The following is a 22976-nucleotide window of genomic DNA, read 5'->3' as shown; positions in this document are numbered from 1 at the left end:
ATGTCCATCGAGATGCGCGACACCGACGAGGACGTCTTCCGCGCGGCGGAGGAACTCGGTATCGATCTGTCCCGGCGTGAGCCGAGCAGCGTGGACGAGGTCTGACGGTCCCCTGCTCCACTGCGGCGCGCCGGGCCGGAGCAGGGTCCGGCGCGCCGCGGTGGAGCAGGACCGCAGGGGTCCGGCGGGGGCTCAGCCCGCGGCGCGCTGCACGAGGGCGGCGATGCGCGCCTCGGTGTCGGGGGTCAGCTCCTTCAGCGCGAAGGCGCTCGGCCACATGGCGCCGTCCTCCAGGGTCGCCCCGTCGTTGAAGTCGAGGGTGGCGAAGCGGGACTTGAACTTGGCCGCGGGCTTGAAGAAGCACACGACGCTGCCGTTCTTGGCGTAGGCCGGCATGCCGTACCAGGTCTTCGGCGTCAGGTCGGGCGCGGCGGCCCTGATGATGGCGTGCACCGCCTCGGCCAGCACCCGGTCGTCCTCGGCCATCTCGGCGATCTTCTCCAGCACGTCGCGCTCGCCGTCGGCGGCCGACGCCTTCCCGCCGCGCCGCGCGGCCTTCTTCAGCTCGCTGGCGTGCGCCTTCATCGCCGCGCGCTCGTCCTCGGTGAAGCCCTCGAAGCCCTTGTCGGACCCGGCGGTGTTCTTGGTGGTGCTCATGGTGAATCTCCTTCTGTGTGGGGTGAATGCTAGTACTGACCGTTTTATGGGTGGCGCCGCTCAGCCCCACGCGCCGGCGATCTGCCGGGTGGTGGCGTTGAGCCGGTTGAACAGGTTCGTCACGCCGATCATCAGCACGATCGCGGCGAGCTGCTTCTCGTCGTAGTAGGTGGCGGCCCGGTCCCAGATCTCGTCGCTGACCGCGTCGGGCCGGTCGGCCAGGCGGGTGGCGGCCTCGGCCAGCTCCAGCGCCGCCCGCTCCTCCTCGGTGAAGTACGGGGCCTCCCGCCAGGCGGTGACCGTGGCCAGCCGCTCCTCGCTCACCCCGGCCTTGCGGCCGCCCTTGACGCCGGCGTCCACGCAGGCGCTGCACCCGTTGATCTGGCTGGTCCGCAGGTGCACCAGCTCCAGCGTGCCGGCGTCCACGCCGCCGGAGTGCACCGCCTTGAACAGCTCCTGGATCGACTGCATCGCGCCGGGCAGAACGAAGGCCGGGTTCTTCATCCGGGACTGCATGGTGGTTTCTCCCTTTTCCCTGGTCGGCGCCCCGTCCCCCGGGGCGTGACCTAATCTCAGCGCAGCCGGCCCGCCGCGACGATGCCCGTGGGACACCGTGGGACAGCCGGAATGCCGGTGGCCTGCGGCGATTCGTCCCGGTAAGTTTCTTCCGCGACGGGACAGAGAGGCAGGACGCGTGACTCGACAGCAGGCGGCGGACCCCCAGGACGAGCTGGCCACCCGGCTACGCCTGCTCCAGGAGCTCTCCGGGCACGGCGTACGGGCGCTCGCCCGGGAGACGGGCCTCAGCTCGTCGTCGTTGTCCCGCTACCTCAGCGGCCAGTCGGTGCCGCCGTGGGCCGCGGTGATCGAGCTGTGCCGCCTGGTCAAGCGCGACCCGCGCCCGCTGCGCCCGCTGTGGGACCGGGCGGCCAACCCCCTTCCGGCGCCGCCCAAGGCGAGCCGCCAGGTCCAGCCGCCCTCGGCGCCCGCCGGCGCTCCCCGTCCGCCGCGCAACGACCTGCCGCGCGACGTGCCGGACTTCACCGGGCGCGCGGCCCATCTCGACGCCGTGCTCGCCGCGGTCGCGCAGAGCCGGGTGGTCGCCGTGGACGGCATGGCGGGCGTCGGCAAGACGTGCCTGGCCGTGCACGCCGCGCACCGGCTCGCCGCCGACTACCCCGACGCCCAGCTCTACCTGGACCTGCACGGCTTCACCGACGGGCGGGAACCGCTCGACCCCGACCCCGCGCTGCGGTCGCTGCTGGCCGCGCTCGACGTGCCCTCGGAGAAGATCCCGCAGGAGGGCGGCATCGAGCCGCTGGCCGCCTGCTGGCGGGCCGAGCTGGCCGGACGGCGGGCCGTCGTGGTCCTCGACAACGCCGCCGGCGCCGACCAGGTCCGCATGCTGCTGCCCGGCGCGGGCGAGTCCGTCGCCCTGATCACCAGCCGCAACCGGCTGCTGGGCCTGGAGGAGGTGCCGCCCGTCTCGTTGGACGTGCTCACCCCGCAGGAGAGCGCCGAGCTGCTGGCCCGCGCCAGCGGCGACCCCAGCGGCCCCGACGGGCGGCTGGCCCAGGACCCGGAGGCGGCGGCCGAGGTGCTGCGGCTGTGCGGCCACCTGCCGCTGGCCCTGCGGCTGGCCGGGGCCCGGCTGCGCCACCGGCCCGGCTGGACCGTCGGCATCCTGGTCGAGCGCATGGCCGAGGGGCCGAGCGAGTTCGACACCGCCTTCGCCATGTCCGTACGGCAGCTCGACCGGGCCCAGCGCCGCCTGTTCCGGCTGCTCGGCCTGCTGTCCGGGTCCTCCTTCGACGACTACGTGGCCGCCGCCCTGGCCGGCGTGCCGCTGCGCGACGCGCGCACGATGCTGGAGGACCTGCTCGACGCCCACCTCGTCCAGCAGCCCGCGCCCGGCCGGTACACGCTGCACGACCTCGTCCACCAGCACGCGCGCCGGGCCGCCGAGGAGCAGGACTCGCCGGCCGAGCGGGAGCAGGCGCTGGGCCGGGTGCTCGACTACTACGTGCACGCGGCGGCCGCCGCCGACGCCGCGATGCCGTACGAGTCGGGCAGCCGGGCCGCGTCGGCGGGCAGCCCGCCGGCCGCGCTGCCGGCGTTCGGCAGCAAGCACGCGGCGCTGGGCTGGTTCGTCACGGAGTACACCAACCTCATGGGCGCCTTCGAGGTGGCGGTCGCCACCGGCGCCGACGCGCACGCGTGCGAGCTGCCCCGCTTCATGCGCGCGTTCTTCGCCCGGCGCTGCGGCACCACCCACCTCAACGTGCTCTTCGAACGGTCGCTGGCGGCGGCCGAACGCCTGGGCGACCCGTGGCAGCTCGCCGAGGCGCACAGCGACCTGGGCTTCGCCCGCTACAACGCGGGCCGCATGGCCGAGGCCGGGGCCGCGTACGAGGCGGCGGCCCCGCTGGTGTCCCAGACCGGCGACGCCCGCTCCGCGGCGGACCTGATGATGCGCCGCGGCTACCTGAGCTGGGACGAGGGCCACGTCGAGGAGCCGCTCGACCTCTTCCGGCAGGCGGCCCGGCTGTACGCCGACGCCGGCTGCCCGAGGGGCGTGGCCCACGCCGGCGCCGACGAGGCGTGGGCGATGCTGCAACTGGGACGCCGGGAGGAGGCGGCCCGGCTGGCCCGCGACGTGCTGGCGCAGACGCACGGCGAGCCCGGCTGGCCGGCCACGCTGACCGCCCGGATCACCCTCGGCATGGCGATCGTCCACGAGGAGCCCGGCGAGGCCGCGCAGCACCTCAGCCAGGCCCTGGAGCTGGCCCGCGAGGACGGCCACAAGCACAACGAGGCGTGGTGCCTCAACTGCCTGGGCGTCACGCTGCGCCAGATGGGCCGCCACGAGGAGGCGCTGGAGAGCCACCGGCAGGCGTTCGCCCTCCTGGACGAGCTGTTCGAGGAGCACTGGAAGGTGCACTTCCTCTACGGCTACGCCGAGACCTGCCGCCTGGCCGGCCTGCCGGAGGAGGCGCTGCGCCTGCACCGCCAGGCCCTCGACCTGGCGCCCAGGGTGGGCGCGCGGCACAAGGAGGCCCTGGCCCACGAGGGCATCGCGGCCGTGCTCGACGAGAGCGACCCGGCCGCGGCGGCCGAGCACCGCGCGGCGAGCCAGGCCGTCCGCCGCGAACTCAACCCGGACGCCTGACCTCGTCCCCCTCGCACGCGGGCCGGGCGGCGCTCGCGCGGGCCAGCTCGGTGCGGTTGGCGACCTGGAGCTTGGCGTAGACGTGCGCCAGGTGGGTCTTGACCGTGCCCCGGCTGACGAACAGCCGGGCGGCGATCTCGGGGTTGGACAGCCCTTCGGCGGCCAGCCCGGCCACCGACCGCTCGGCCGGGGTCAGGCTCTCCCAGCCGGACTCGGGCCGGCGGCGCGGCCCCCGCGCACGCGTGGCGTGGGCGACCGCCGCGTCCAGGTCCATCGCGCGTCCCCGCTCGACGGCCGCGCGCAGTTCGCGGCCCTCCTCGCCGTCGGCGGCCGGGAGGGGGCGGGGGGCGGCCCCGAGTTCCGCGCGGGCCCGCGCGGCGGCCCCGGCCAGCACCCCGGCCGTCTTGACGGCGCCGCGCCGCAGGTCGAGCAGCGCCAGCGACTCCAGGCCGGCCACCAGGCCGAGCACGAGGCCGTGGTCGGCGTGGATGCGCAGCGCCTCGTGATGCAGCCGCAGCGCGCGTTCGGGGTCGCTGTCGTGGGACAGCAGCGCCAGCTCGTCCAGCACCCCGGCGCGCACGCGCGGCATCCGGCCGGTGACCGGTGACCGCGACAGGGCGTCCAGCAGCCGCGCCGCCGCCGCCTCCGCGTCCGACCGGCGCAGCGCCGCCGCCAGCACGAGCTGGGTGTCGGGCGCCAGCCAGGCGGCGTCCGGCTCCTCCTGCCAGCGGCCCTCCCGCCAGCACCACTCCACCGCCTCGCGCGGGCGGTCGTGCCCGAGCGCGAGCATCGCCTTGCAGCGCTCCCACCCGGTGATGAACGGCAGCCGCCCGAGCCCGTCGATCAGCCGGTCCACGGGCTCCAGGGCGGCGGCGGCCTCGTCCAGGCGGCCCTGCAGGATGCGGATCTCCGCCAGGACGACCCGGGCGGAGCCGGTCCAGTGCAGGTCACGCAGCGGTTCCGCGGTCGCGACGGCCCGTCCGGCCAGCTCCGCGGCCCGCTCCAGCGCGCCCGACCGGGCGGCGGCCAGCGCCCACCAGCCCAGCGCGAAGGAGGCCACGCCGCGGTCGCCGCGCGCGACCAGCCGCTCCACGGCCCGTTCGAAGCACTCGATCGCCGGCCGGTAGTCGTCGCCGAGCACGTGCACCAGGCCGATGATCGCCTCGGCGCTGTCGGCGACGAACCCGTCCCCGGCCCGGACGGCCTCCTCCCGCACCGCGCGGGCCTCGGCCAGCGCCTCGGGCAGACCCGTCGCCAGCAGGCCGAGCGCGATCAGCGGCCCGGCCGGCCGGGCGGCCTCCGGGGCGCCGGTCGCCTCGGCCAGCTCCCGCGCCGCCCGCGCCACCTCGAACGCCTCGATCCCCGGCTCGGCGGTGTTGAGCACGAGCGCCAGCGCCGCCAGGACCCGGGCCTGGAGCGGGCTGCGCTCGTCCGCGCCGAGCGCCGCGGCCCGGCGCAGCAGCGCGGCCCCCTCGGCGCCGCGCCCTTCCAGGTGCCACAACCACGCGCAGTCCGCGGCCAGGCGCCGCCCCAGCGCCGGGTCCGGACGGGACACCCCCCACTCGATCGCGGCCCGCACGTTGGGGTAGGCGGCGCCCAGCCGCGCGCGCCAGGCGTCCTTGTCGGTCTCCAGCAGCGGCGCCAGCTCCGCCGGCAACGACGCGTGGACGTCCAGGTGCAGGTCGCGCGCGGCGGTCTCCTCCCGCGCCGCGGCCAGGCGGTCCAGCGCGTACGCCCGCACCACCCCGAGCATCCGGTAGCGGGCGACCGGGCCGGTGGTGTCGGCGACGACCAGCGACTTGTCGATCAGCCCCCGCAGCGCCCTGAGCAGGCGTCCGGCGCTCGGCCCGCCGAGCTCGGCCAGGCGGGTGACGGCGTCGGCGGTGAAGCCCGGCTCGAGCACCCCGGCGCGCCGGAACAGCACCCGCTCGTCGTCGTCCAGCAGGTCGTGGCTCCAGCTCATCGACGCCTGCAGGGTGCGCTGGCGGAAGGGGGTGGTGCGCGCGCCGCCGTCCAGGAGGGTGTAGGGGGCGCTCAGGGAGTCGGCGATCTGGGCCAGCGACAGCGCGCCCGCCCAGCCGGCCGCCAGCTCCAGCGCCAGCGGCAGCCGGTCGAGCCGGTCGCAGATCCGTCTGGCCTGCGACTCGGCCGCCCTGGCCGCGGCGGGGCCGGCCGCGTCAGGGGCGCCGGCGCGGACGCGTTCGAGGAACAGCTCCAGCGCGTCGGCCAGCCTCATCGGCGGCACCGGCCACACCCGCTCGCCGGGCACGCCGAGCCTGGACCGGCTGGTGGCGACCACCGCCACCCGCGGGCACTCGGCCAGGACGGCCGCGACGACGCCGGCCGCGTCGTCCAGCACGTGCTCGCAGTTGTCGACCACGACGAGGAGCTCGCGCTCGCGCAGCGCGGCGGCCAGCACCGGCACCGGGTCGCGGTCGGCGGGCAGCGGGACGTCCAGCGCGGCGGCCATCCGGCGGCCGACCTGGCCGCCGTCGGTCTCCTGCTCCAGGCCGATCCAGAACACGCCGTCCGGCCACGCCCCGGCGGCCGCCCGGCACAGGCGCATCGCCAGCCGGGTCTTGCCGCACCCGCCGGGCCCGGTCAGGGTCAGGACCCGCCCGGCCGCCACCGCCTCGCCGGCCGCCGCCAGCTCCTCGGCCCGGCCCACGAACGACGACAACTCTGCCGGAACATGACGGACATCAGACATCGCCCGAAGTATGCCAGCAAATAGGCCAGGGGTTCGGCGGCATCTCTGCCAGGTGGCCGATGTTCCCGGCCCGCCAGGACGGAAGACTTGAGCCCATCGGAACAAGCACCTCACCAGGAGACACGGACATGACGCAGAACGGCTTCCAGGGTCGCAGGATCGTCGGCAACATCTCGCTCTCCCTCGACGGCCGGGTCAACGGCCCGGGCGGCGAGTACGACATGAGCTGGATCGTCCCGCACGCGCTCAGCGACGGCGCCCGCGACCACATGATCCGGGTGACCGGCGCCGCCACCACCGTCCTGCTCGGCCGCAGGAACTACGAGGGCTTCGGCTCCTTCTGGCCGGCGGTCGCGAAGGACGAGGGCGCCGACCCCCGCGACCGGGCCTTCGCCCAGTGGCTCGACGACACCGAGAAGATCGTCTTCTCCTCGACCCTGACGGACGCGCCGTGGCAGAACTCCCGCCTGGCCGCGGCCGGCCCTGCCGAGGAGGTCGAGCGGCTCAGGAAGCAGGCCGGCGGGGACGTCGTCGTCCTGGCCAGCGGCAGCGTCATCAAGGCCCTGCTGGAGGCGGACGCGCTGGACCGGCTGAGCATCACGCTCTGCCCGGAGGTGGCCGGCGGCGGCGCCCGGCTGTTCGAGGACGGCCTGCCCGCCACGCACTGGTCGCTGACCGACCTGACGACCACCGGCTCGGGTGCGATCTGCCTGCTCTACGACCGCCTGCGCCAGGGCTGAAGGGCCGCCTTCCCAGGTCAGGCGGGGAGCGGGGCGGCGGTGGCGCGGTGGCGGGCGAAGGTGAGGGCGACGACCGTCCCGAGCAGCATGCCCGCGGCCGCGACGAGCACCGCCGTGCGCATCCCCGAGGCGAGCGCGGGCCCGGTGGCCTCGCCCACGCCGCCGGCCGCGACCAGCACCGCGAGCCCGAGCGCCGCGCCGACCTGGAGCGCGGTGGAGGCCATGCCGGAGGCGATCCCCTGCTCGCCCGCCGCCACGCCGGTGGCCGAGGCGATCCACATCCCGGTCCAGGTGAGTCCCTGGCTGACGCCCGCCACGACGATGCCGGGCAGCACTCCCCAGTACGAGCCGTCGGCGCTGATCCCCATCGCCAGCAGCGCGGTGCCCGCCGCCCCGCCGACGGTTCCGAGGAGCAGCGTCACCCGCATCCCGATCCGCCCGGCCAGCCGCCCGCCGAGCTGGGTGCCCAGCGCGATCAGCAGGGACGGCACCAGGAACGCCAGCCCGGTCGCCACGGCGCCGTACCCGAGCACGGTCTGGAAGTAGACGGTCAGGAAGTACGGCAGCGCGTTGAACGTGGCGCCGAAGACCAGGATGACCGCGACGGCCGAGCTGAGGCTGCGGTTGCCGAACAGCCGCAGCGGCATGAGCGGGTCGGCGCCCGCCTTCTCGACCGCGACGAACGCGGCCAGCAGCACCGCGGCCAGCACGAACCCGCCGGTGATCAGCGGTGAGCTCCACCCGGACTCGGGGCCCTGGATGAGCGCGTAGGCGAGCAGGGTGACGCCGCCGGTGGCCAGCACCGCGCCCGGGACGTCGAACCGGCGGCCCCGCGCGCGGGCCCCGTCGGCGGGCAGCAGCAGCCAGGCTCCGGCGATCGCGACGACGGCGAGCGGCACGTTGACGTAGAAGACCGCCTCCCAGCCCCAGGCGCCGGTGAGCAGGCCGCCGAGCAGGGACCCGAGCGCCAGCCCGCTGGCTCCGGCGCCGCTCCACACCGCCAGCGCCCTGTTGCGCGCCTTCCCCTCGGCGAAACCGGTGTTGACCAGCGCCAAGGTGGCCGGGAACAGCAGCGCGCCGCCCAGCCCCTGCGCGGCCCGCGCGGCGACCAGTGTCCCCGGGCTCTGCGCCAGGCCGCCGGCCAGGGAGGCGAGTGCGAACAGGGCCAGCGCGCCCACGAACATCCGGCGGTGTCCGAGCAGGTCGGCCGCCCGGCCGCCGAGCAGCAGGAAGCCGCCGTACGCGACGGCGTAGGCGCTGGCCACCCACTGCAGGGTCTGCGGGGAGAAGTCCAGGTCGGCGCCGATCCTGGGCAGCGCGACGAAGACGATGTTGAAGTCGAGGGAGGTGATGAGCTGGGAAAGGGCCAGCAGGGCGAGGATCAGGCCGGGTCGGCGTCTCATGTCCACCTTCATACGATTGTCCGGAAATAACGTACAGTTCGGGATCCTCGTACAGTTGTGGGACGCTCGTCAAATCACCGGCACGCGGCAATGAGAAGGAGCCCCTCGGAGCCGGCGCAGACGCCGCAGTCACCGGTGGGCGATGACAGAAGTCCGGCTCCCGCCGTGCCTTTCCCAAGGCCGGTCCAACCGGTCAGGATTCGAGAAGCGCCCGGCCGGGCGGGCTCCGTAGCGTGGCTCTCATCGTCGGAGAACGTTGAAGCACCAAGGAGACACGGCATGAAAGCGCACGTCAGCTCTATCCTCCTCGCCGTCCGCGACATGGAGGCGGCCAAGCGGTTCTACACGGAGGGCCTGGGCTGGAAGATCCAGAACGACTACGGCATCTCGGTGTTCTTCGAGTCCGACGGCGCCTCGCCCGTCGGCTTCTACGGCCGCGAGGGCCTGGCCGACCAGATCGGGCTGAGCCCGGAGGGCAGCGGGTTCAGCGGGGTCGTGCTCACGTACGTCGTCCGCAGCGAGGCTCGGGTGGACGAGATCATGGAGGAGGCCGAGAAGGCCGGCGCCACGATCCTCAAGCCCGCCGGCGCCCTGCCGTGGGGCGGGTACGGCGGCACCTTCGCCGACCCCGACGGCTACGTCTGGAGCCTGGGCTACAGCGAGCAGGGCGAGGACCAGCCCTACGCCGAGTAGCCGCGACGGGCGCCTCCACGGGAGGTGGTGAGGTCCGGCGCCGGCACGCGACCGTGCCGACGCCGGACCACCGCGCACCGGCCGCGGAGGAACGTGGACGTCCTGTCGGCTTTGCGAAAAGTATCTTGATGAAGTAGCGTCACGCCCGTGACTGCCGGGTCGGCCTTGGGCCACGCACCAGAGAGCAGCCCGGCCCTGGCGTGACCGCCCGGCGGGCGCGCGGCCCGCCGCTTCCTCTTCTCCTCCTCAGCACGTCAGAGCAGAGACCATCACCCATGGAGAAGAGTGGATTTCAACAAGCAGGTCATCGACGAGTTCCGCGCCAACAACGGCCAGGTCGGCGGCTATTTCGAGGGAGCGAGACTGCTCCTGCTCACCACGACCGGCGCCCGTTCGGGCAAGCCGCACACGACCCCGCTCGGCTACCTGCCGGACGGCGGCGAGCGCATGCTGGTCATCGCCTCCGCCGGCGGGGCGCCGCGAAACCCCGCCTGGTACCACAACCTGCGCGCCCAGCCGCGTGCCACCGTCGAGAGCGGCGTCTTCGTCTTCGACGTCGAGGCGGAGGTCCTGGAGGGGGCCGAACGGGACGCCGCCTTCGCCCGCGCCGTGGAGAGCGACCCCGGCTGGGCCGACTACCAGGCCAAGACGACCCGGATCATCCCCGTCGTCGCGCTGAAGGTGGTGCCGGGGCCGCCCCGGTCGACCGCGCCCTCCGGCGGGGCGTACCTCAAGCTGGTGCACGACGGCTTCCGCCGCGAGCTCGCGCTGATCCGCAAGGAGCTGGCCGACACCGGACGCCCCGGCCTGGGCGTGCAACTGCGCGTCAACTGCCTGACCATGTGCCAGGGGCTGCACCACCATCACACCGGCGAGGACACGATGATGTTCCCGGCGCTGGCCGAGCGGCATCCCGCGCTCGCCCCCGTGATCGAGCGGCTGGCCGTGGAGCACCAGCGCGTGAGCGTGCTGGTGGCGGAGCTGAAGGAAGCCCTGTCGGGTGACGACCCGGCACGGGTGCGGGCGGAGATCGAGCGGCTGGCCGACGAGCTCGAAGCGCATCTGGCGTACGAGGAGGAGCAGCTCGTGCCGATCCTCGACCTTCCCTGACCGTTCAGGCCGAGGCGGACGCGCGTGCCGCCGGCGCGGCGCCGAGCCGCCGGGTCGAGACGGCGACGACGAGCCCGAGCGCGGCGTAGGCCGCGCCGAGCAGGCAGGCGGCCGGCCATCCCGCGAGGCTGTAGGCCCAGGTGGTGGTGATCGCGCCGAGCGCGGAGCCGAGGGAGTAGCAGGCCATGTACGCGCCGATGACCCCGCTGCTCCGGTCGGGACGCGCGGTGGTGAGCAGGTGCTGGCTGCTGACGTGCACGGCCTGCACGGCGAAGTCGAGCACGACGACGCCGGCGATCAGCAGCCACAACGACCACCCCGCCTGTGCGGTCAGCAGCCACGAGCCGGCCAGCAGCGCCAGCGACCAGCCGGTGACCGAGGACGCCAGGCCCCGGTCGGCCCATCGGCCGGCCCGGGCCGCGCCCAGCGCGCCGGTGAGCCCGGCGAGCCCGAACAGCCCGATCCCGGTGGTGCCGAGGTGCCACGGCGCGGCGCCGAGCGGCAGCGCCAGCCCGCTCCACAACGTGCCGAAGGAGGCGAACAGGAAGAACGCGATCAGCCCCCGGCTGAGCAGGAGCCGGTCGCCGGCCACCAGCCGGCCCAGCGACGACAGCGACCGGCCGTACGAGACCCGGGGGCGCCGGACGTCGGCGTCGAGGACGAGGCGGGCGGCGAGCGCGAGCAGCACGCACGACGCGGCGATGACCAGGTAGACCGCCCGCCAGTCGGCCAGCTCGCCCAGCAGGCCCGCGACCATCCGGACCCCGAGGATCCCGGCCACCACGCCCGAGGTGACCGTGCCGATGTTGCGGCCGCGCTCGCCGGGCGGTGAGACGGCGGCGACGTAGGCCACCGTGACCTGGACGACCACGGCGAACAGCCCGGCCAGGGCCAGGCCCGCGAGCGCCAGGCCGCCGCCGGGCGCGACGGCGGCCACCCCGGCGCCCACCGCCGTCAGCAGCAGGTGGGCTGTGATGAGCCGGCGCCGGTCGAACAGGTCGCCGAGCGGGACGAGCAGCACCAGCCCGGCCAGGTAGCCGATCTGGCCGGCGGCGACCAGGGAGCCCAGTGATCCGTCCGCCAGCCCGAGGTCCCGGCCCGCGGCCTGGAGGACCGGCTGGATGCCGTAGACGGGCGACACGGCCACCGCGCACACCAGGGCGAGCACGATCCGCTGCCTTCCGGTCAGTCCTGGCGACATGTCACTCCTCAATCAGTTTCAATATGCAACCGATCGGAGGCTAGGGCATAATGGTTTCGGATTGCAACTGATCGGAGGGCCCGGTGGACGTCACACTCGCTGCGGGAAGCGCCTGGACCGACCCGGCCTGCCCGGTCGCGCGCGCCGTCGACCTGGTCGGCGACCGGTGGAGCCTGCTGATCGTCCGGGACGCGATGGACGGCGCCACCACCTTCACCGACTTCCACCAGCGGCTGGGGATCGCCCGCAACATCCTCACCGACCGGCTCCGCAAGCTGGTCGAGCACGGCATCCTCGACAGGAGGGCCGCCGGGGACGGCAGGCGGCACGCCTACCGGCTCACCGAGGCCGGGCGCGACCTCTTCACGGCCGTCGTCGCCCTGCGCCAATGGGGCGAACGCCACGCCTTCGCCCCGGACGAGCCGCACTCGGTGCTGGTCGACGGCCAGGGGCGGGAACTGCCCCGGCTGCACCCGCTCGGCCAGGACGGCACGCCCCTGTCCGCCGAGACCTCCCGCGTCCGGAAGACCGCCGCGTCCGGCTAGCGGAGGTCTAGGCCTCCTCGCATGCGATCTCGGGCGGGCAGCTGACCTTCGCGCCGCCGAACCTGACCCGGGTACCTCCAGGCACGCTCAGCCGGTAGTCGGCGCGGCAGTCGCCGCCCCCGCATTCGTAGTCGATGGTCATGCGGTGCTCGTTCCACGACTCGGTGTGGCGCTTGGGGCCGGTCCAGCGCAGCCTGCGGTCGACCACGACCTCGCCCGCCGGCCCGGTGACCATGGTGATCGTCACCGGGCCGCTGGAGTCGACCTCCAGCTCGTCTCCGGTCAGTCGGTACGTGCCGTGGGTGCTCTCGTAAGAGGGCACGATCGGCTCGCGGCTGTTGCTGTGGATCAGTGTCGCGCCTCCGGCGATCGCGCCAGCAGCCAGCACGGCGGTGGCTGCGAAGATCTTCTTCATGCCTCAAAGGTAGGAACTCGCGGCCCCGGCGGACGATGGGGCTGCGTTCCCACTTGAGGGTGGTGCTGGCCCCACCCTCGAACCGGTGGCCCTGGGGCGCCGGCTGACGGCCGGCCGGCTGCTGCAGCGGCGTTGCGGCAAGGCCGCGTTTCAGGCACAGCGCGACCTGCGCCATCCCTGGGAGCAGTCCGTCCCGCCCGGTCAGCTCGCTCCCGCCACGACTCCGGCGCGGGTCCCGGAACCTCCGTCCCGCACTCGCCCAACGGGCCGACCGGCCGCTGGGAAGTCACGGTCCGCCGCCGCGGCATCTCGAACGCGGGCTACGTGATCATGGAGAAGTCCTTCAATGTCCAGGTCACCGGCGCCGCAGGTCCTGCCGATCCGCCGCCGGCCCGGCCTCGGATCCAGGTCCAGCAGGACGGCCCGATCGATGCGGTGACGTTCACCATCACGGGAAGCGGGTTCCTGCCCGACCAGCCCGACAGCCCAAGCGGTATCGCGATCCGGGCAGTGGACGGGGTCACGCTTCAGGAGTATCCGCAGGTCTTCACCGGCTCGAACGCGACCGGTGCGATCGAACGGACGTGGGGACCGCTCAACACCCTGCTGCTGCCGCGCAACGCCGCCGGATCGGCGCTGATCCACTTCTCGGCGACCGACAGCCGACGGGATCCGACGAGCGTGCCGGCGAACCAGCCTCTCTGGAGCAACACCGTCACCATCCCCCTGTGACCTCGGGCGCGGCGAACCTTCAAGACGATTTCAGGAGGGGGCCTGGTCCTGGGCTAGAGGTCGAGGATCAGGGCGCGGTGGTCGGAGACCTCGGGGGCGGCCGCCACCTCGAACTCCTTGACGGCGGCGGGGTCGGAGACGAGCAGGTAGCTCGCGTGCCGCACGGGCTTGCGGTAGCGGGAGGTCCTGGTGTCGGCGTCGCCGACCAGGTCGCGCAGCCCCAGCCCGGCCAGGATCCGGAACGTCTCGCTGCCGGGCAGGAGGTTGAGGTCGCCGCAGACCACGGTCAGGTCGCCGTCCTCGCGCGCGCCGGCGACCAGGGCGGCGAGCCGTTCGGCCTGGGCGCGGCGGGCCGGGGTGTCGGCCTTGCCGTCCGCGTCCCGCAGGCCGTGGAGGTTCGCGACGGTGACGAACCGCCGTGCCGGGCGGTCGAAGACGCGTACGGCCAGGGCGGCGCGCGGCCGGTCGCCGGCCGGCCACTCGTCGTCGTGCTCGGCGTAGCCGCCGTGCACGAACGCGGACCGTACGCCGACGACGGGTAGCGTCTCGGCGACGAACGTGGCGACCCCGAAATCCTGCCGGTGCGAGCCGCCCTCCTCGTCCTGGACCGGGCCGGAGTCGCTGACGGCGAACAGCGGCTGGTGGCGGGGGAGGCGCGAGCCGACGTCGGCCAGCAGGTCGGCCCGCTGCGGCAGGGACCGCTCGGCGTCGTCGAACCTGGTCCAGCCGCGCAGGCCGGGCGTGCGCGTCACCTCCTGCAGGCACAGCACGTCGGCGCCGCAACCCTCCGCCCAGGGTGCCAGCTCGTCGAACATGGCCCCGCCCCACGCGTTCACCGAAACAATCCGCACCCGCCCAAACCTAGACCAATCCCCCCAACCTGAACCGCCAGGAGTTTAGGAACGAACGTTCTTGACTGATCGTTCCTTTATTGTCTACGATCGAGACATGGGACGACCAAGAGGATTCGACGAGGCCACCGTGGTACGGGCGGCGGCGGAGCTGTTCTCGACCCGGTCCTACGACGGCATCTCCATGGACGAGCTGGTGACCCACCTCGGCGTCCACCGCAACAGCCTGTACAAGACCTTCGGCAGCAAGCGCGGTCTCTACCAGGCCGCGCTGAGCTGGTCCCTGGAGCACGACGTCAACCCGCTGATCGACCGGATCGCCGCCGCCGGCGACCTGGCCGAGGCGTTGCGCGTGGCCGCCGCCGAGCCCGCCGCCGAGGTGGGCCTCAACCTGCTGCTGCTGGCCGCGGTCGAGCGCGCCCCGGTCGACCGCGAGGTCGCCGACCGGCTCGCCGCCGTGCTGGCCGCGTTCGACCGGGCCGCCGGGGCGGCGTCCGGGAGCGAGGGCGCCGAGGACGACCTGGCCTTCGCGCTCACCGCGGCCCTCCTCGGCCTGCGGATGCGGGCCAGGGCGGGCACCGCGAACACCGACATCGACCGGGCCGGCGCCGCTCTGGCCCGCCGGCTCGACCACCACCACCACCAAGGAGCATGACATGGCGAGGATCAGCATTGACGGACAGGCGCTGGTCGTGGAGATCGAGGGCCTGGACAAACTGTGGGCGCTGAAGAGCCGGCTGGTCATCCCGCTGGCCAACGTGCGCGGCGCCACCGCCGACCCGGGGATCGTCGGCGACCCCAAGGGGGTGCGCGCGCCCGGCGCCCACCTGCCCGGCGTCATCACGGCCGGAACGTTCCACCTCAACGGCGAGAAGGTCTTCTGGGACGTGCACGACGCCGCCAAGGCCGTGGTCATCGAGCTGGCCGACGAGCGGTACGCCCGGCTGGTGATCGAGGTCGCCGACCCGCGCGCCGCCGTGGCGCTCGTGGAGGAGGCCATCGCCGTCCGCTGACGGCCGCCCGCACCACAGGCCGGTGTGGGACGAATACAGGACAGGCGCCGTACGCCTCGACGGGCCGACAATGAGCCCGTGCGACGCCGGCCGTCCCGCGTCCACGCGGACGACCCCCGTACCGGCCCTGGAGTCCCCGATGGCGACGAAGTTCCCTCCCCTCACCCCGGACGACCCCACGTCGGTGGCCGGTTACCCGCTGCGCGCCCGGCTGGGGGAGGGCGGGATGGGCCGGGTCTACCTGTCCGTCTCGCCGGGCGGCCGCCTCCTGGCCCTGAAGGTCGTCAAGCCCGAGTACGCCGCCGACCCGGAGTTCCGCCGCCGGTTCCGCCAGGAGGTGCAGGCGGCCCAGCGGGTGCAGGGCGCCTTCACCGCCCCCGTGGTGGACGCCGACCCCGACGCGGCCGTTCCCTGGCTGGCCACGGCCTACATCTGCGGGCCCTCGCTGCACCAGGCCGTGGCCGAGCACGGTCCGCTGCCGCCGGCCACCGTCCGGCGGCTGGTCGCGGGGGTCGCCGAGGCGCTGATCGGCATCCACGCGGCCGGGCTGGTCCACCGGGACCTCAAGCCGTCGAACGTGCTGCTGGCCGAGGACCGGCCCAAGGTGATCGACTTCGGCATCGCCCGCGCCGTGGACGCCACCTGCCTCACCCACACGGGCATGCGTGTCGGCACCCCCGCGTTCATGACCCCCGAGCAGGTCAGGGGCCTGCCGGTGACCCCGGCCACGGACGTGTTCGCGCTGGGCCAGCTCGCCGTCTTCGCCCTGACCGGACGGCCCGCGTTCGGCGAGGGCCCGGCGGACGTGCTCTTCCACCGCATCGCCAACGAGGAGCCCGACCTGCGCGGCTGCCCGCCCGACCTGGCCGGGCCGCTGGCCCGCTGCCTCAGCCGGGACCCGGCCGACCGGCCCGCCCCGGCGGAGGTCGCCGCGCTCGCCGGGGGATCGGGGGTGCGGCGGCCGGTCCCTGGCTGCCCGCGGCGGTGGCGTCCACGCTGCACACCTACGCGCCGCCGCGCGGCTCGCCGACGCGTCCCACCCGCCCGCGCCGGGCCAGGGCGGCCCTCGCCCTCTGGACGGGCGCCGCCGCCGTCGCCCTGACCGCGTCGGCCCTGGCACTCGTCCGTCCCGGCGACCCGGCCCCCGTCACGACGACCCCGCCACCCGCGGTAACCGTCACGATCCCGGCCACAGCCCCCGTCCGGACCGCCGCCGTGCCCTCCCCGACCCTGCCGGAGTACGAGAAGGAGTACGAGAACGTGCGCTTCACCCTCCCCGGCGGCCCGCCCTGCACCGACTTCTCCCACTTCCAGGACGGCATCGACCTGACCCCCGCCGGCCCGAAGGTCACCGTCGGCAGCAACGGCGACCTCGTCTACGACTGCTACGACGACCAGGTCGCCAAGCTCACCGTCTGGGACGTCACCGGCCAGGAGGCCCTGCTCGACGGCCCCGCGGACCCGGCCGCCTGCGTGGACGCGGTGAACCTGAACCCGCTCGGCTCCTCGCTCACCTTCGCCCGCATGCGGACGGGGATGGGCCTGTGCGTCGTCACGGAGGACCACCAGGTCGTCCACCTCAGGTTGCTCCGCAAGTCCGCCGCCACGCACGCGCTCACCTGGTCGGCGACCGCCTGGGCGCAGGGCTGACCCAGAAGCGCTACCGGTTCGCCTCCGCCAGTCGCCGCACAGCTCCGGCCAGCTCGGCGTGCCCGGCGGTCGCGGCGAAGCCGAGGCGCAGGCAGGCCGCCGGCAGCTCGGTGGCGAAGTAGCGGTTCCCGGCGCTGACGGCGACGCCCCGGCGACGGGCCGCGTCGGCGACCACGGCGTCGTCGGCGCCGCCGGGCAGGCGCACCCACAGGTGCAGGCCCCCGGCGGGCACGCGGTCGAGGGTCCAGCCGGGCAGCTCGGCCAGGACGGCGGCGGCCAGCGTCGCGCACCGCTCCCGCAGCGCCGCGCCCAGCGACCGGACGTGCCGCTCCCAGGCGGGGGAGGTGAGCAGGTCGAGCGCCGCCTCCTGCAGCGGGCGGCTGACGAAGAAGTCGTCGACCAGCCGCACGGCGCGCAGACGTTCCATGACCGGGCCCCGGGCGGTCAGGGCGCCGATGCGCAGGCTGGGCGCGGCCGGTTTGGTGAGGGAGGTCAGGTGCACGACCGTGCCGTCGCGGTCGTCGGCCAGCAGCGGCGGCGGCACCGGCGCGCCGTGGCCGAGGTGGCGCGCGAAGTCGTCCTCGATCACGAAGGCGCCGGCCGCGCGGGCCGTGTCGAGGACCTGGCGCCGGCGGCCAGGGGCCAGCACCGCCCCGGTCGGGTTGTGGTAGGTCGGCTGGCAGTAGAGCAGGCGGGCGCGGGTCAGGGCGAAGGCGTCGGCCAGCAGGTCGGGCTTGAGGCCGTCGGCGTCCGTCGGCACCGGCACCGGGCGCAGGCCGGCCGCGCGGGCGGCGGCGATCGCCCCGGGATAGGTGGGCGACTCCACCAGGACGGGGTCGCCCGGCCCGGCGATCGCCCGGAAGGCCATGGACAGGGCGCTCTGCCCGCCGGCCGTGACCAGGACGTCCTCGGCGCTCACGCCGCCGCCCGCCATCGTGGCGAACACGCCGCGCAGGGAGGCCAGGCCGGCGGCCGGGGCGCGGTCCCAGGCGTCGGGACGGCGGGCCGCGCGGGCCAGCGCGGCGGTCAGGGCGCGGGTGGGCTGGAGCGAGCGGTGCAGGTAGCCGCCGTCCAGCAGGATCGTGCCCTCGGGGAGCGCGCCGACCGCGCCGGTGAGGCTGCGGGTGTCCACGGCCCGGTCGGCGAGGGTGACGCTCTGCCACGCGGTGTCGGGGACGGCCTCGCGCCGCCGCGCCGGGGCCGCGACGTAGGTGCCGCTGCCGGGACGGGTGACCACCACGCCCTCGGCGGCCAGCGCGGCGATCGCCTGCGACACGGTGGCGGGGCCGACCTTGTAGCGCCGGATCAGCTCCCTGCTGCTCGGCAGCCGGTCGCCCGGGGCGAGCCGGTCGATCATGGTGCGCATCCTGGTCGCCAGCTCGGCCGAACTGCTACTGTCGGACATGAGAATCGATGATAGCGCTTCCAGCACTTTGGCAGAATCGCTTCTGGACGTCGCGGTCCTGCGCGCCGACACCCCAGGCGCGGCGGAGGTCGTGCACTTCAACAACGCCGGGTGCGGCCTGCTGCCCGCTCCGGTGCTCGCCGCGATGGTCGACCACCTGCGGCTGGAGGCGCAGCTCGGCGGCTACGAGGCCGCCGCCGCCCGCGCGGCGCAGGTCGCCGAGTTCTACGCCGAGACCGCCGCCCTGATCAACTGCGCTCCCCGCAACATCGCCTTCGCCGGCAGCGCCACCCACGCCTTCTCCACCGCGCTGTCGGCGATCCCGTTCGCGGCCGGGGACGTCGTCCTGACCACCCGCAACGACTTCATCTCCAACCAGATCGCCTTCCTCTCCCTGGCCAAGAGGTTCGGCGTACGGGTCGTGCACGCGCCCGACCTGCCCGAGGGCGGCGTGGACGTGCCCGCCATGGCCGCGCTGATGCGCCGGCACCGCCCGCGCCTGGTGGCCGCCACCCACATCCCCACCAACTCCGGCCTGGTCCAGCCGGTCGCCGAGATCGGCCGGCACTGCCGCGAGCTGGACCTGCTCTACCTGGTGGACGCCTGCCAGTCGGTCGGCCAGTACCCGATCGACGTCGAGGAGATCGGCTGCGACCTGCTCACCGCCACGTGCCGCAAGTTCCTGCGCGGCCCGCGCGGCTCCGGCTTCCTGTACGTCGCCGACCGCGTCCTGGACGCCGGCTACGAGCCGCTGTTCATCGACATGCACGGCGCGCGCTGGACCGAGCCGGGCCGCTACGAGCCGGTCGCGACGGCGGCCCGGTTCGAGGACTGGGAGTTCCCCTACTCCGTGGTGCTCGGCTGCGCGGCCGCCGCCCGCTACGCCCGCCGGGTGGGCGTGGACGCCGTCGCCCGGCGCACCCCGGCCCTGGCCGCCGGCCTGCGCGACGGGCTCGCCGCGCTGCCCGGGGTGCGCGTGCTCGACCGGGGACGGCGGCTGGGCGCCCTGGTCACCGTCGCCGTCGAGGGCTGGCAGGCGGAGCCGTTCAAGGCGGCGCTGGACGCGCGCGGCGTCAACTCGGCGCTCAGCTTCCGGCACTTCGCCCAGTTCGACTTCGGGGACAAGGACGTCGACTGGTGCCTGCGCCTGTCGCCGCACTACTACAACACCGAGCAGGAGGTGGACCTGGTCGTCGCGGCGGTCGCCGAACTGGCCGCCGCGCCCCGGTGACGGGTCCCGCGAGCGGCTGACGGCGGTTCCTTCCAGCCATGTCCCAACTTATGGCGAATTTCGCCAGAAGATCTAGACGTACGGCATTACGCGGGTGACAATCCGTTCGTCAATCGAAGATCGCCTGGTCCCGCGCGGACCTCTGGTCGACATGCGGAGGACCGATGCGGGTTGGGCGTGGTCTGGTCGCGGCTGTCTTGGCGTTCACGATCCCGGCGGTGCCGCCCGCCGGCGCGGAGCCGCCGGAGGCAGGCGCGCCTCCGGCGGCGAGCGCGCCCCCCGCGCGCTCGGCGCCCCTCGCGCCGGAGACGGCCGCGACCGCCACGGCCAGGCGCACCGGCCGGCCGGTCGAGATCGAGTCGATGCGCAGCGAGACCCGGCAGGTCTTCGCCCGCCCGGACGGCACCTTCACCCTCGAACAACACGCCCGCCCCGTCCGCGTCCGCCAGGCCGCCGGCTGGGTGCCCGTGGACACCACGCTCCGGCTGCGTCCCGACGGCGCGGTCGAGCCGGTGGCGACGGCGGCCGGGCTGACCTTCTCCGGCGGGGGCGGCGGCCCGCTCGCCCGCCTGTACCGCGGCGGCAAGGCCCTGGAGCTGACCTGGCCGGGCACGCTGCCCACGCCCTCGCTCGACGGCGACACCGCCACCTACCCCGAGGTGCTGCCCGGCGTGGACCTGCGGGTCACCGCCGACGTGGACGGCTTCTCCCACGTCCTGGTGGTCAAGACGCGGGCCGCCGCGCGAGCCCTGCCCGACCTGGACTTCCCGCTGTCGGTCAGCGGCCTGTCGCTCACCGCCGACAAAGCGGGCAATCTGGAGGCGGTCGACCGCACCGGCGGCACGATCTTCATCGCGCCCACCCCCACGATGTGGGACTCGACCGGCGCCGGCGAGGCCGCGGTCAAGGAGGGCCGCGCGCCCGAGGCCCGCCAGGCCACCATGGGCGTCTCGCTCGAAGGCAGGAAGCTGCGGCTGCGGCCGGACCGCGCGATGATGAGCGACCCGAAGACGCGCTACCCGGTGTTCCTGGACCCGTACTTCTCGGCCGCCCGCGGCGCCTGGACCGCCGTGTGGAGCAACTGGCCCAGCTCCAACTACCTCAACTCCAGCGACGTCGCCCGCGTCGGGCACGTCAACTCGCAGACCAACCGCTCGTTCTTCCAGATGAACACCGGCTCCACGATCCACGGCAAGCAGATCATCAAGGGCACGCTGCGCACGTACGAGACGTGGTCGTACTCGTGCAGCGCCCGCGCGGTCGAGGCGTGGTCCACCAACACGATCAGCAAGAGCACCACCTGGAGCAACCAGCCCAAGTGGGTCAAGAAGCTGTCCACGGTGAACGTGGCCAAGGGCTGGGGCTCGGCGTGCCTGCCCGGCGGCGTCGAGTTCGACGTCACCTCCCAGGTCGCCGACGCCGCCGCCAACAAGTGGGCCAACATCACCGTCGGCCTCCGCGCCACCAGCGAGACCGACCAGTACGCCTGGAAGAAGTTCCGCAACAACCCGAGCCTGGTCATCGAGTACAACTCGCTGCCCGCCGACCCGGTGGCGGCCGACGCCTGGTCCGACCCGGGCGGCCCGTGCGTCTCGGGCGACGACCGGCCGGTCATCAGCACGCCGACGCCCAAGCTGTGGGCCCGGCTCAAGGACGCCGACAACTCCGTCAGGGGCCGCTTCGAGTGGTACCGGGCCGACGGGACCAAGGCCGGGGAGTACCTGACCCCCGTGGGCTCGACCGGCACGGCCTTCTCCGCCCTCGTCCCGCAGAGCCTGTACGCCGACGGCGCGCTGGTCCGCTGGCGGGTCCGCGCCGAGGACGGCAAGGCCAACAGCGCCTGGAGCCCCTGGTGCGAGGCCACCGTGGACGCCACCGCCCCCGGCCGGGAGCCCGAGGTGTCCTCCGACCGGTTCACCGAGAACGGCTGGAGCGACGGCGTCGGCCTGGCCGGCCGGTTCACCTTCGCCCCCAACGGCGTCACCGACGTCGCCGCCTACGTCTACGGCCTGGACACCACCCCCAAGACCGAGGTCCCGCCCGCCCAGGACGGCACGGCCGCGATCACCCTCACCCCGCGCCACGACGGCCCGAACGTCCTGTCGGTGCGCAGCAAGGACCGCGCCGGGCAACTCGGCCCGATCCGCACGTACGTCTTCAACGTCAACGCCGGACGGGCGCCGGCCGGCCACTGGCCCATGGACGAGGGCCAGGGCGGCACCGCCGCCGACGCCGCCGGCGCCCACCCGGCCACCCTGTACGGCGCCACCTGGACCTCGGGCCGGACCGGCGGCGCGCTGAGGCTGGCCAACGCCTACGCGCAGACCGGCGGCCCGGTCGCCGACACCGGCCGCAACTTCGCCGTCGCCGCCTGGGTCCGGCTGACCGGCACCGCCGCCTCCGCCACCGCCGTCACCCAGGAGGGCGGCCGGACCGGCGCGTTCTCCCTGCAGTACAGCAAGGGCGACAACCGCTGGGCGCTGGCCGTCACCGGCGCCGACGCCGACGCCGCCCCGGCCGTGCGCGCGCTGTCGGCCGCGACACCCCGGCTGAACGAGTGGACCCACCTGACCGGCGTCTACGACTCGGCGTCCGGCCAGATCTCCCTCTACGTCAACGGCCGGCTGGAGTCCTCGGTCGCCGTCCCGGCGCCGTGGAACGCCACCGGCCCGCTGACCATCGGCCGCGGCAGAGCAGCCGGCGCGGCGGCCGACTTCTGGCCCGGCGACGTGGACGACGTGCGGGTCTACGGCCGCGCCATGTTCGCCGACGAGGTCGCCGACCTGGTCAACAGCGCCGCCACGCTGGTCGGCCACTGGAAGCTGGACGAGGACGGCGGCCTGTCGGCCGCCGACTCCTCCGGCCGGGCCACGCCCGCCGCGCTGTCCGGCGCCGCCGGCTGGACCGACGGCTGGCTGGACGGCGCCCTCGCGCTCGACGGCGCGACCGGCTACGCCCAGACCGCCGCGCCCGCCGTCGCCACCGGCTCCGGGTTCACCGTCGCCGTCTGGACCCAGCTCGACTACCTGCCCGCCAAGGACACCGCCGCCGTCGCCCAGCCGGGCGCCAGGGCGGCAGGGTTCCAGCTCGGCTTCGACAAGGAACAGGGGCGGTGGGCCCTCGGCATGGCCGCCGCCGACACCGACACCGCCGCCCTCGTCCGCACCCGTTCGGACGCCGTCCCCGCCCCCCTGGAATGGACGCACGTCGCCGGCGTGTACGACGCCCTGGCCGGCGAGCTGCGCGTCTACGTCAACGGCCGCCTGTCGGCCACCACCGTCACCCCCCACGTGAGCACCTGGACCGCCACCGGCCCCCTGCAACTGGGCCGGAGCAAGACCGCGGGCGTCTTCACCGGCTACTGGCCGGGGACCGTCGACGACGTCCGCACGTACGACGGCGTGCTCAGCGCCGAGCAGATAGCCCAGCTAGCAGCCCAGTAGGCCCCTCC

The 22976-nt window shown here is 74.5% G+C and carries 20 protein-coding genes; 12 read left to right on the top strand and 8 right to left on the bottom strand.

The features are described 5' to 3' along the window. Positions 1 to 192: 192 nt before the first annotated feature. Together ACFYYW_RS37785 and ACFYYW_RS37780 are read right to left on the bottom strand one after the other, a co-directional pair. Positions 193 to 657: a DUF1801 domain-containing protein gene (locus ACFYYW_RS37785; protein WP_352330113.1), complete on the bottom strand. Its 465-nt coding sequence runs from the start codon at positions 655 to 657 to the stop codon at positions 193 to 195. A gap of 60 nt (positions 658 to 717) precedes the next feature. Beyond that, entirely contained in the window at positions 718 to 1173 is a 456-nt protein-coding gene (locus ACFYYW_RS37780; protein ID WP_387656464.1) for a carboxymuconolactone decarboxylase family protein, read from the bottom strand. 178 nt (positions 1174 to 1351) lie between these two features. Here ACFYYW_RS37780 and ACFYYW_RS37775 point away from each other — a divergent pair, with 178 nt between their 5' ends. Next, positions 1352 to 3826 (top strand): ATP-binding protein, encoded by a 2475-nt coding sequence (locus ACFYYW_RS37775; RefSeq protein WP_387656461.1) that lies wholly within the window; start codon positions 1352 to 1354, stop codon positions 3824 to 3826. On the opposite strand, the gene ACFYYW_RS37770 is transcribed toward ACFYYW_RS37775, so the two are convergent. Beyond that, the gene (locus ACFYYW_RS37770) at positions 3810 to 6536 is read right to left on the bottom strand and encodes a LuxR C-terminal-related transcriptional regulator (RefSeq protein WP_387656458.1); all 2727 of its coding nucleotides are present in this window, start codon (positions 6534 to 6536) and stop codon (positions 3810 to 3812) included. The two genes, ACFYYW_RS37775 and ACFYYW_RS37770, sit on opposite strands and share 17 nt — an antisense overlap. 128 nt (positions 6537 to 6664) lie before the next feature. Here ACFYYW_RS37770 and ACFYYW_RS37765 point away from each other — a divergent pair, with 128 nt between their 5' ends. After that, the gene (locus tag ACFYYW_RS37765) at positions 6665 to 7276 is read left to right on the top strand and encodes a dihydrofolate reductase family protein (protein WP_387656456.1); all 612 of its coding nucleotides are present in this window, start codon (positions 6665 to 6667) and stop codon (positions 7274 to 7276) included. Positions 7277 to 7293: 17 nt separating this feature from the next. Here the strand turns inward: ACFYYW_RS37765 and ACFYYW_RS37760 are convergent, their stop codons facing one another. After that, positions 7294 to 8679 carry an MFS transporter gene (locus ACFYYW_RS37760; RefSeq protein ID WP_387656453.1) on the bottom strand — a complete coding sequence of 462 codons (1386 nt, stop codon included), beginning with the start codon at positions 8677 to 8679 and terminating at the stop codon, positions 7294 to 7296. 279 nt (positions 8680 to 8958) lie between these two features. On the opposite strand from ACFYYW_RS37760, the gene ACFYYW_RS37755 reads away from it, so the two are divergent. Beyond that, positions 8959 to 9372 carry a VOC family protein gene (locus ACFYYW_RS37755; RefSeq protein WP_387656450.1) on the top strand — a complete coding sequence of 138 codons (414 nt, stop codon included), beginning with the start codon at positions 8959 to 8961 and terminating at the stop codon, positions 9370 to 9372. 285 nt (positions 9373 to 9657) lie between these two features. Further along, entirely contained in the window at positions 9658 to 10482 is an 825-nt protein-coding gene (locus ACFYYW_RS37750) for a nitroreductase/quinone reductase family protein (protein ID WP_387656447.1), read from the top strand. A gap of 4 nt (positions 10483 to 10486) precedes the next feature. On the opposite strand, the gene ACFYYW_RS37745 is transcribed toward ACFYYW_RS37750, so the two are convergent. Continuing rightward, the gene (locus ACFYYW_RS37745; RefSeq protein ID WP_387656444.1) at positions 10487 to 11683 is read right to left on the bottom strand and encodes an MFS transporter; all 1197 of its coding nucleotides are present in this window, start codon (positions 11681 to 11683) and stop codon (positions 10487 to 10489) included. Positions 11684 to 11766: 83 nt separating this feature from the next. Here ACFYYW_RS37745 and ACFYYW_RS37740 point away from each other — a divergent pair, with 83 nt between their 5' ends. Next, the gene (locus tag ACFYYW_RS37740; protein WP_387656441.1) at positions 11767 to 12228 is read left to right on the top strand and encodes a winged helix-turn-helix transcriptional regulator; all 462 of its coding nucleotides are present in this window, start codon (positions 11767 to 11769) and stop codon (positions 12226 to 12228) included. Between the two features lie 7 nt (positions 12229 to 12235). On the opposite strand, the gene ACFYYW_RS37735 is transcribed toward ACFYYW_RS37740, so the two are convergent. Beyond that, a complete protein-coding gene (locus ACFYYW_RS37735) occupies positions 12236 to 12643 on the bottom strand; it encodes a hypothetical protein (RefSeq protein ID WP_387656438.1) in 408 nt (135 codons plus the stop codon). Positions 12644 to 12967: 324 nt separating this feature from the next. On the opposite strand from ACFYYW_RS37735, the gene ACFYYW_RS37730 reads away from it, so the two are divergent. Beyond that, on the top strand, positions 12968 to 13375 hold the full coding sequence (locus ACFYYW_RS37730; RefSeq protein WP_387656435.1) for a hypothetical protein: 408 nt from the start codon (positions 12968 to 12970) through the stop codon (positions 13373 to 13375). A gap of 53 nt (positions 13376 to 13428) precedes the next feature. Here the strand turns inward: ACFYYW_RS37730 and ACFYYW_RS37725 are convergent, their stop codons facing one another. Beyond that, positions 13429 to 14226, bottom strand: a complete 798-nt coding sequence (locus ACFYYW_RS37725) for an endonuclease/exonuclease/phosphatase family protein (RefSeq protein ID WP_387656432.1) — start codon at positions 14224 to 14226, stop codon at positions 13429 to 13431. A 97-nt stretch (positions 14227 to 14323) separates the two neighbouring features. Here ACFYYW_RS37725 and ACFYYW_RS37720 point away from each other — a divergent pair, with 97 nt between their 5' ends. The 4 genes from ACFYYW_RS37720 (at position 14324) to ACFYYW_RS37705 (ending at position 16889) form a co-directional block, all read left to right on the top strand. After that, positions 14324 to 14881 carry a TetR/AcrR family transcriptional regulator gene (locus ACFYYW_RS37720; protein WP_387656430.1) on the top strand — a complete coding sequence of 186 codons (558 nt, stop codon included), beginning with the start codon at positions 14324 to 14326 and terminating at the stop codon, positions 14879 to 14881. 1 nt (position 14882) lies between these two features. After that, positions 14883 to 15239 (top strand): hypothetical protein, encoded by a 357-nt coding sequence (locus tag ACFYYW_RS37715; protein ID WP_352366240.1) that lies wholly within the window; start codon positions 14883 to 14885, stop codon positions 15237 to 15239. A gap of 139 nt (positions 15240 to 15378) precedes the next feature. Continuing rightward, complete coding sequence (locus ACFYYW_RS37710; RefSeq protein ID WP_387656426.1) at positions 15379 to 16341, top strand: serine/threonine-protein kinase; 963 nt, start codon at positions 15379 to 15381, stop codon at positions 16339 to 16341. Beyond that, on the top strand, positions 16224 to 16889 hold the full coding sequence (locus ACFYYW_RS37705; protein ID WP_387656479.1) for a hypothetical protein: 666 nt from the start codon (positions 16224 to 16226) through the stop codon (positions 16887 to 16889). The genes ACFYYW_RS37710 and ACFYYW_RS37705 overlap by 118 nt, the downstream gene beginning before the upstream one ends. Before the next feature lie 10 nt (positions 16890 to 16899). Here the strand turns inward: ACFYYW_RS37705 and ACFYYW_RS37700 are convergent, their stop codons facing one another. Continuing rightward, on the bottom strand, positions 16900 to 18294 hold the full coding sequence (locus tag ACFYYW_RS37700; protein ID WP_352327505.1) for a PLP-dependent aminotransferase family protein: 1395 nt from the start codon (positions 18292 to 18294) through the stop codon (positions 16900 to 16902). A 28-nt stretch (positions 18295 to 18322) separates the two neighbouring features. On the opposite strand from ACFYYW_RS37700, the gene ACFYYW_RS37695 reads away from it, so the two are divergent. Together ACFYYW_RS37695 and ACFYYW_RS37690 are read left to right on the top strand one after the other, a co-directional pair. Further along, positions 18323 to 19525: an aminotransferase class V-fold PLP-dependent enzyme gene (locus ACFYYW_RS37695; RefSeq protein WP_387656423.1), complete on the top strand. Its 1203-nt coding sequence runs from the start codon at positions 18323 to 18325 to the stop codon at positions 19523 to 19525. Between the two features lie 197 nt (positions 19526 to 19722). Beyond that, complete coding sequence (locus ACFYYW_RS37690; RefSeq protein WP_387656421.1) at positions 19723 to 22968, top strand: LamG-like jellyroll fold domain-containing protein; 3246 nt, start codon at positions 19723 to 19725, stop codon at positions 22966 to 22968. Positions 22969 to 22976: the final 8 nt, after the last annotated feature.

This window comes from Nonomuraea sp. NPDC001831 (genome assembly GCF_042892035.1).
Taxonomy (GTDB): domain Bacteria; phylum Actinomycetota; class Actinomycetes; order Streptosporangiales; family Streptosporangiaceae; genus Nonomuraea.
Note: the sequence above shows the minus strand (reverse complement) of the source record. Positions and strands in the feature narration are given on the sequence as shown.

What these genes read in the sequence shown, in the direction of transcription:
- ACFYYW_RS37785 (WP_352330113.1), bottom strand. Translation starts at nt 657, where the DNA reads ATGAGCACCACCAAGAACACCGCCGGGTCCGACAAGGGCTTCGAGGGC.
- ACFYYW_RS37780 (WP_387656464.1), bottom strand. Translation starts at nt 1,173, where the DNA reads ATGCAGTCCCGGATGAAGAACCCGGCCTTCGTTCTGCCCGGCGCGATG.
- ACFYYW_RS37770 (WP_387656458.1), bottom strand. Translation starts at nt 6,536, where the DNA reads ATGTCTGATGTCCGTCATGTTCCGGCAGAGTTGTCGTCGTTCGTGGGC.
- ACFYYW_RS37765 (WP_387656456.1), top strand. Translation starts at nt 6,665, where the DNA reads ATGACGCAGAACGGCTTCCAGGGTCGCAGGATCGTCGGCAACATCTCG.
- ACFYYW_RS37760 (WP_387656453.1), bottom strand. Translation starts at nt 8,679, where the DNA reads ATGAGACGCCGACCCGGCCTGATCCTCGCCCTGCTGGCCCTTTCCCAG.
- ACFYYW_RS37755 (WP_387656450.1), top strand. Translation starts at nt 8,959, where the DNA reads ATGAAAGCGCACGTCAGCTCTATCCTCCTCGCCGTCCGCGACATGGAG.
- ACFYYW_RS37745 (WP_387656444.1), bottom strand. Translation starts at nt 11,683, where the DNA reads ATGTCGCCAGGACTGACCGGAAGGCAGCGGATCGTGCTCGCCCTGGTG.
- ACFYYW_RS37735 (WP_387656438.1), bottom strand. Translation starts at nt 12,643, where the DNA reads ATGAAGAAGATCTTCGCAGCCACCGCCGTGCTGGCTGCTGGCGCGATC.
- ACFYYW_RS37720 (WP_387656430.1), top strand. Translation starts at nt 14,324, where the DNA reads ATGGGACGACCAAGAGGATTCGACGAGGCCACCGTGGTACGGGCGGCG.
- ACFYYW_RS37715 (WP_352366240.1), top strand. Translation starts at nt 14,883, where the DNA reads ATGGCGAGGATCAGCATTGACGGACAGGCGCTGGTCGTGGAGATCGAG.
- ACFYYW_RS37710 (WP_387656426.1), top strand. Translation starts at nt 15,379, where the DNA reads ATGGCGACGAAGTTCCCTCCCCTCACCCCGGACGACCCCACGTCGGTG.
- ACFYYW_RS37700 (WP_352327505.1), bottom strand. Translation starts at nt 18,294, where the DNA reads ATGTCCGACAGTAGCAGTTCGGCCGAGCTGGCGACCAGGATGCGCACC.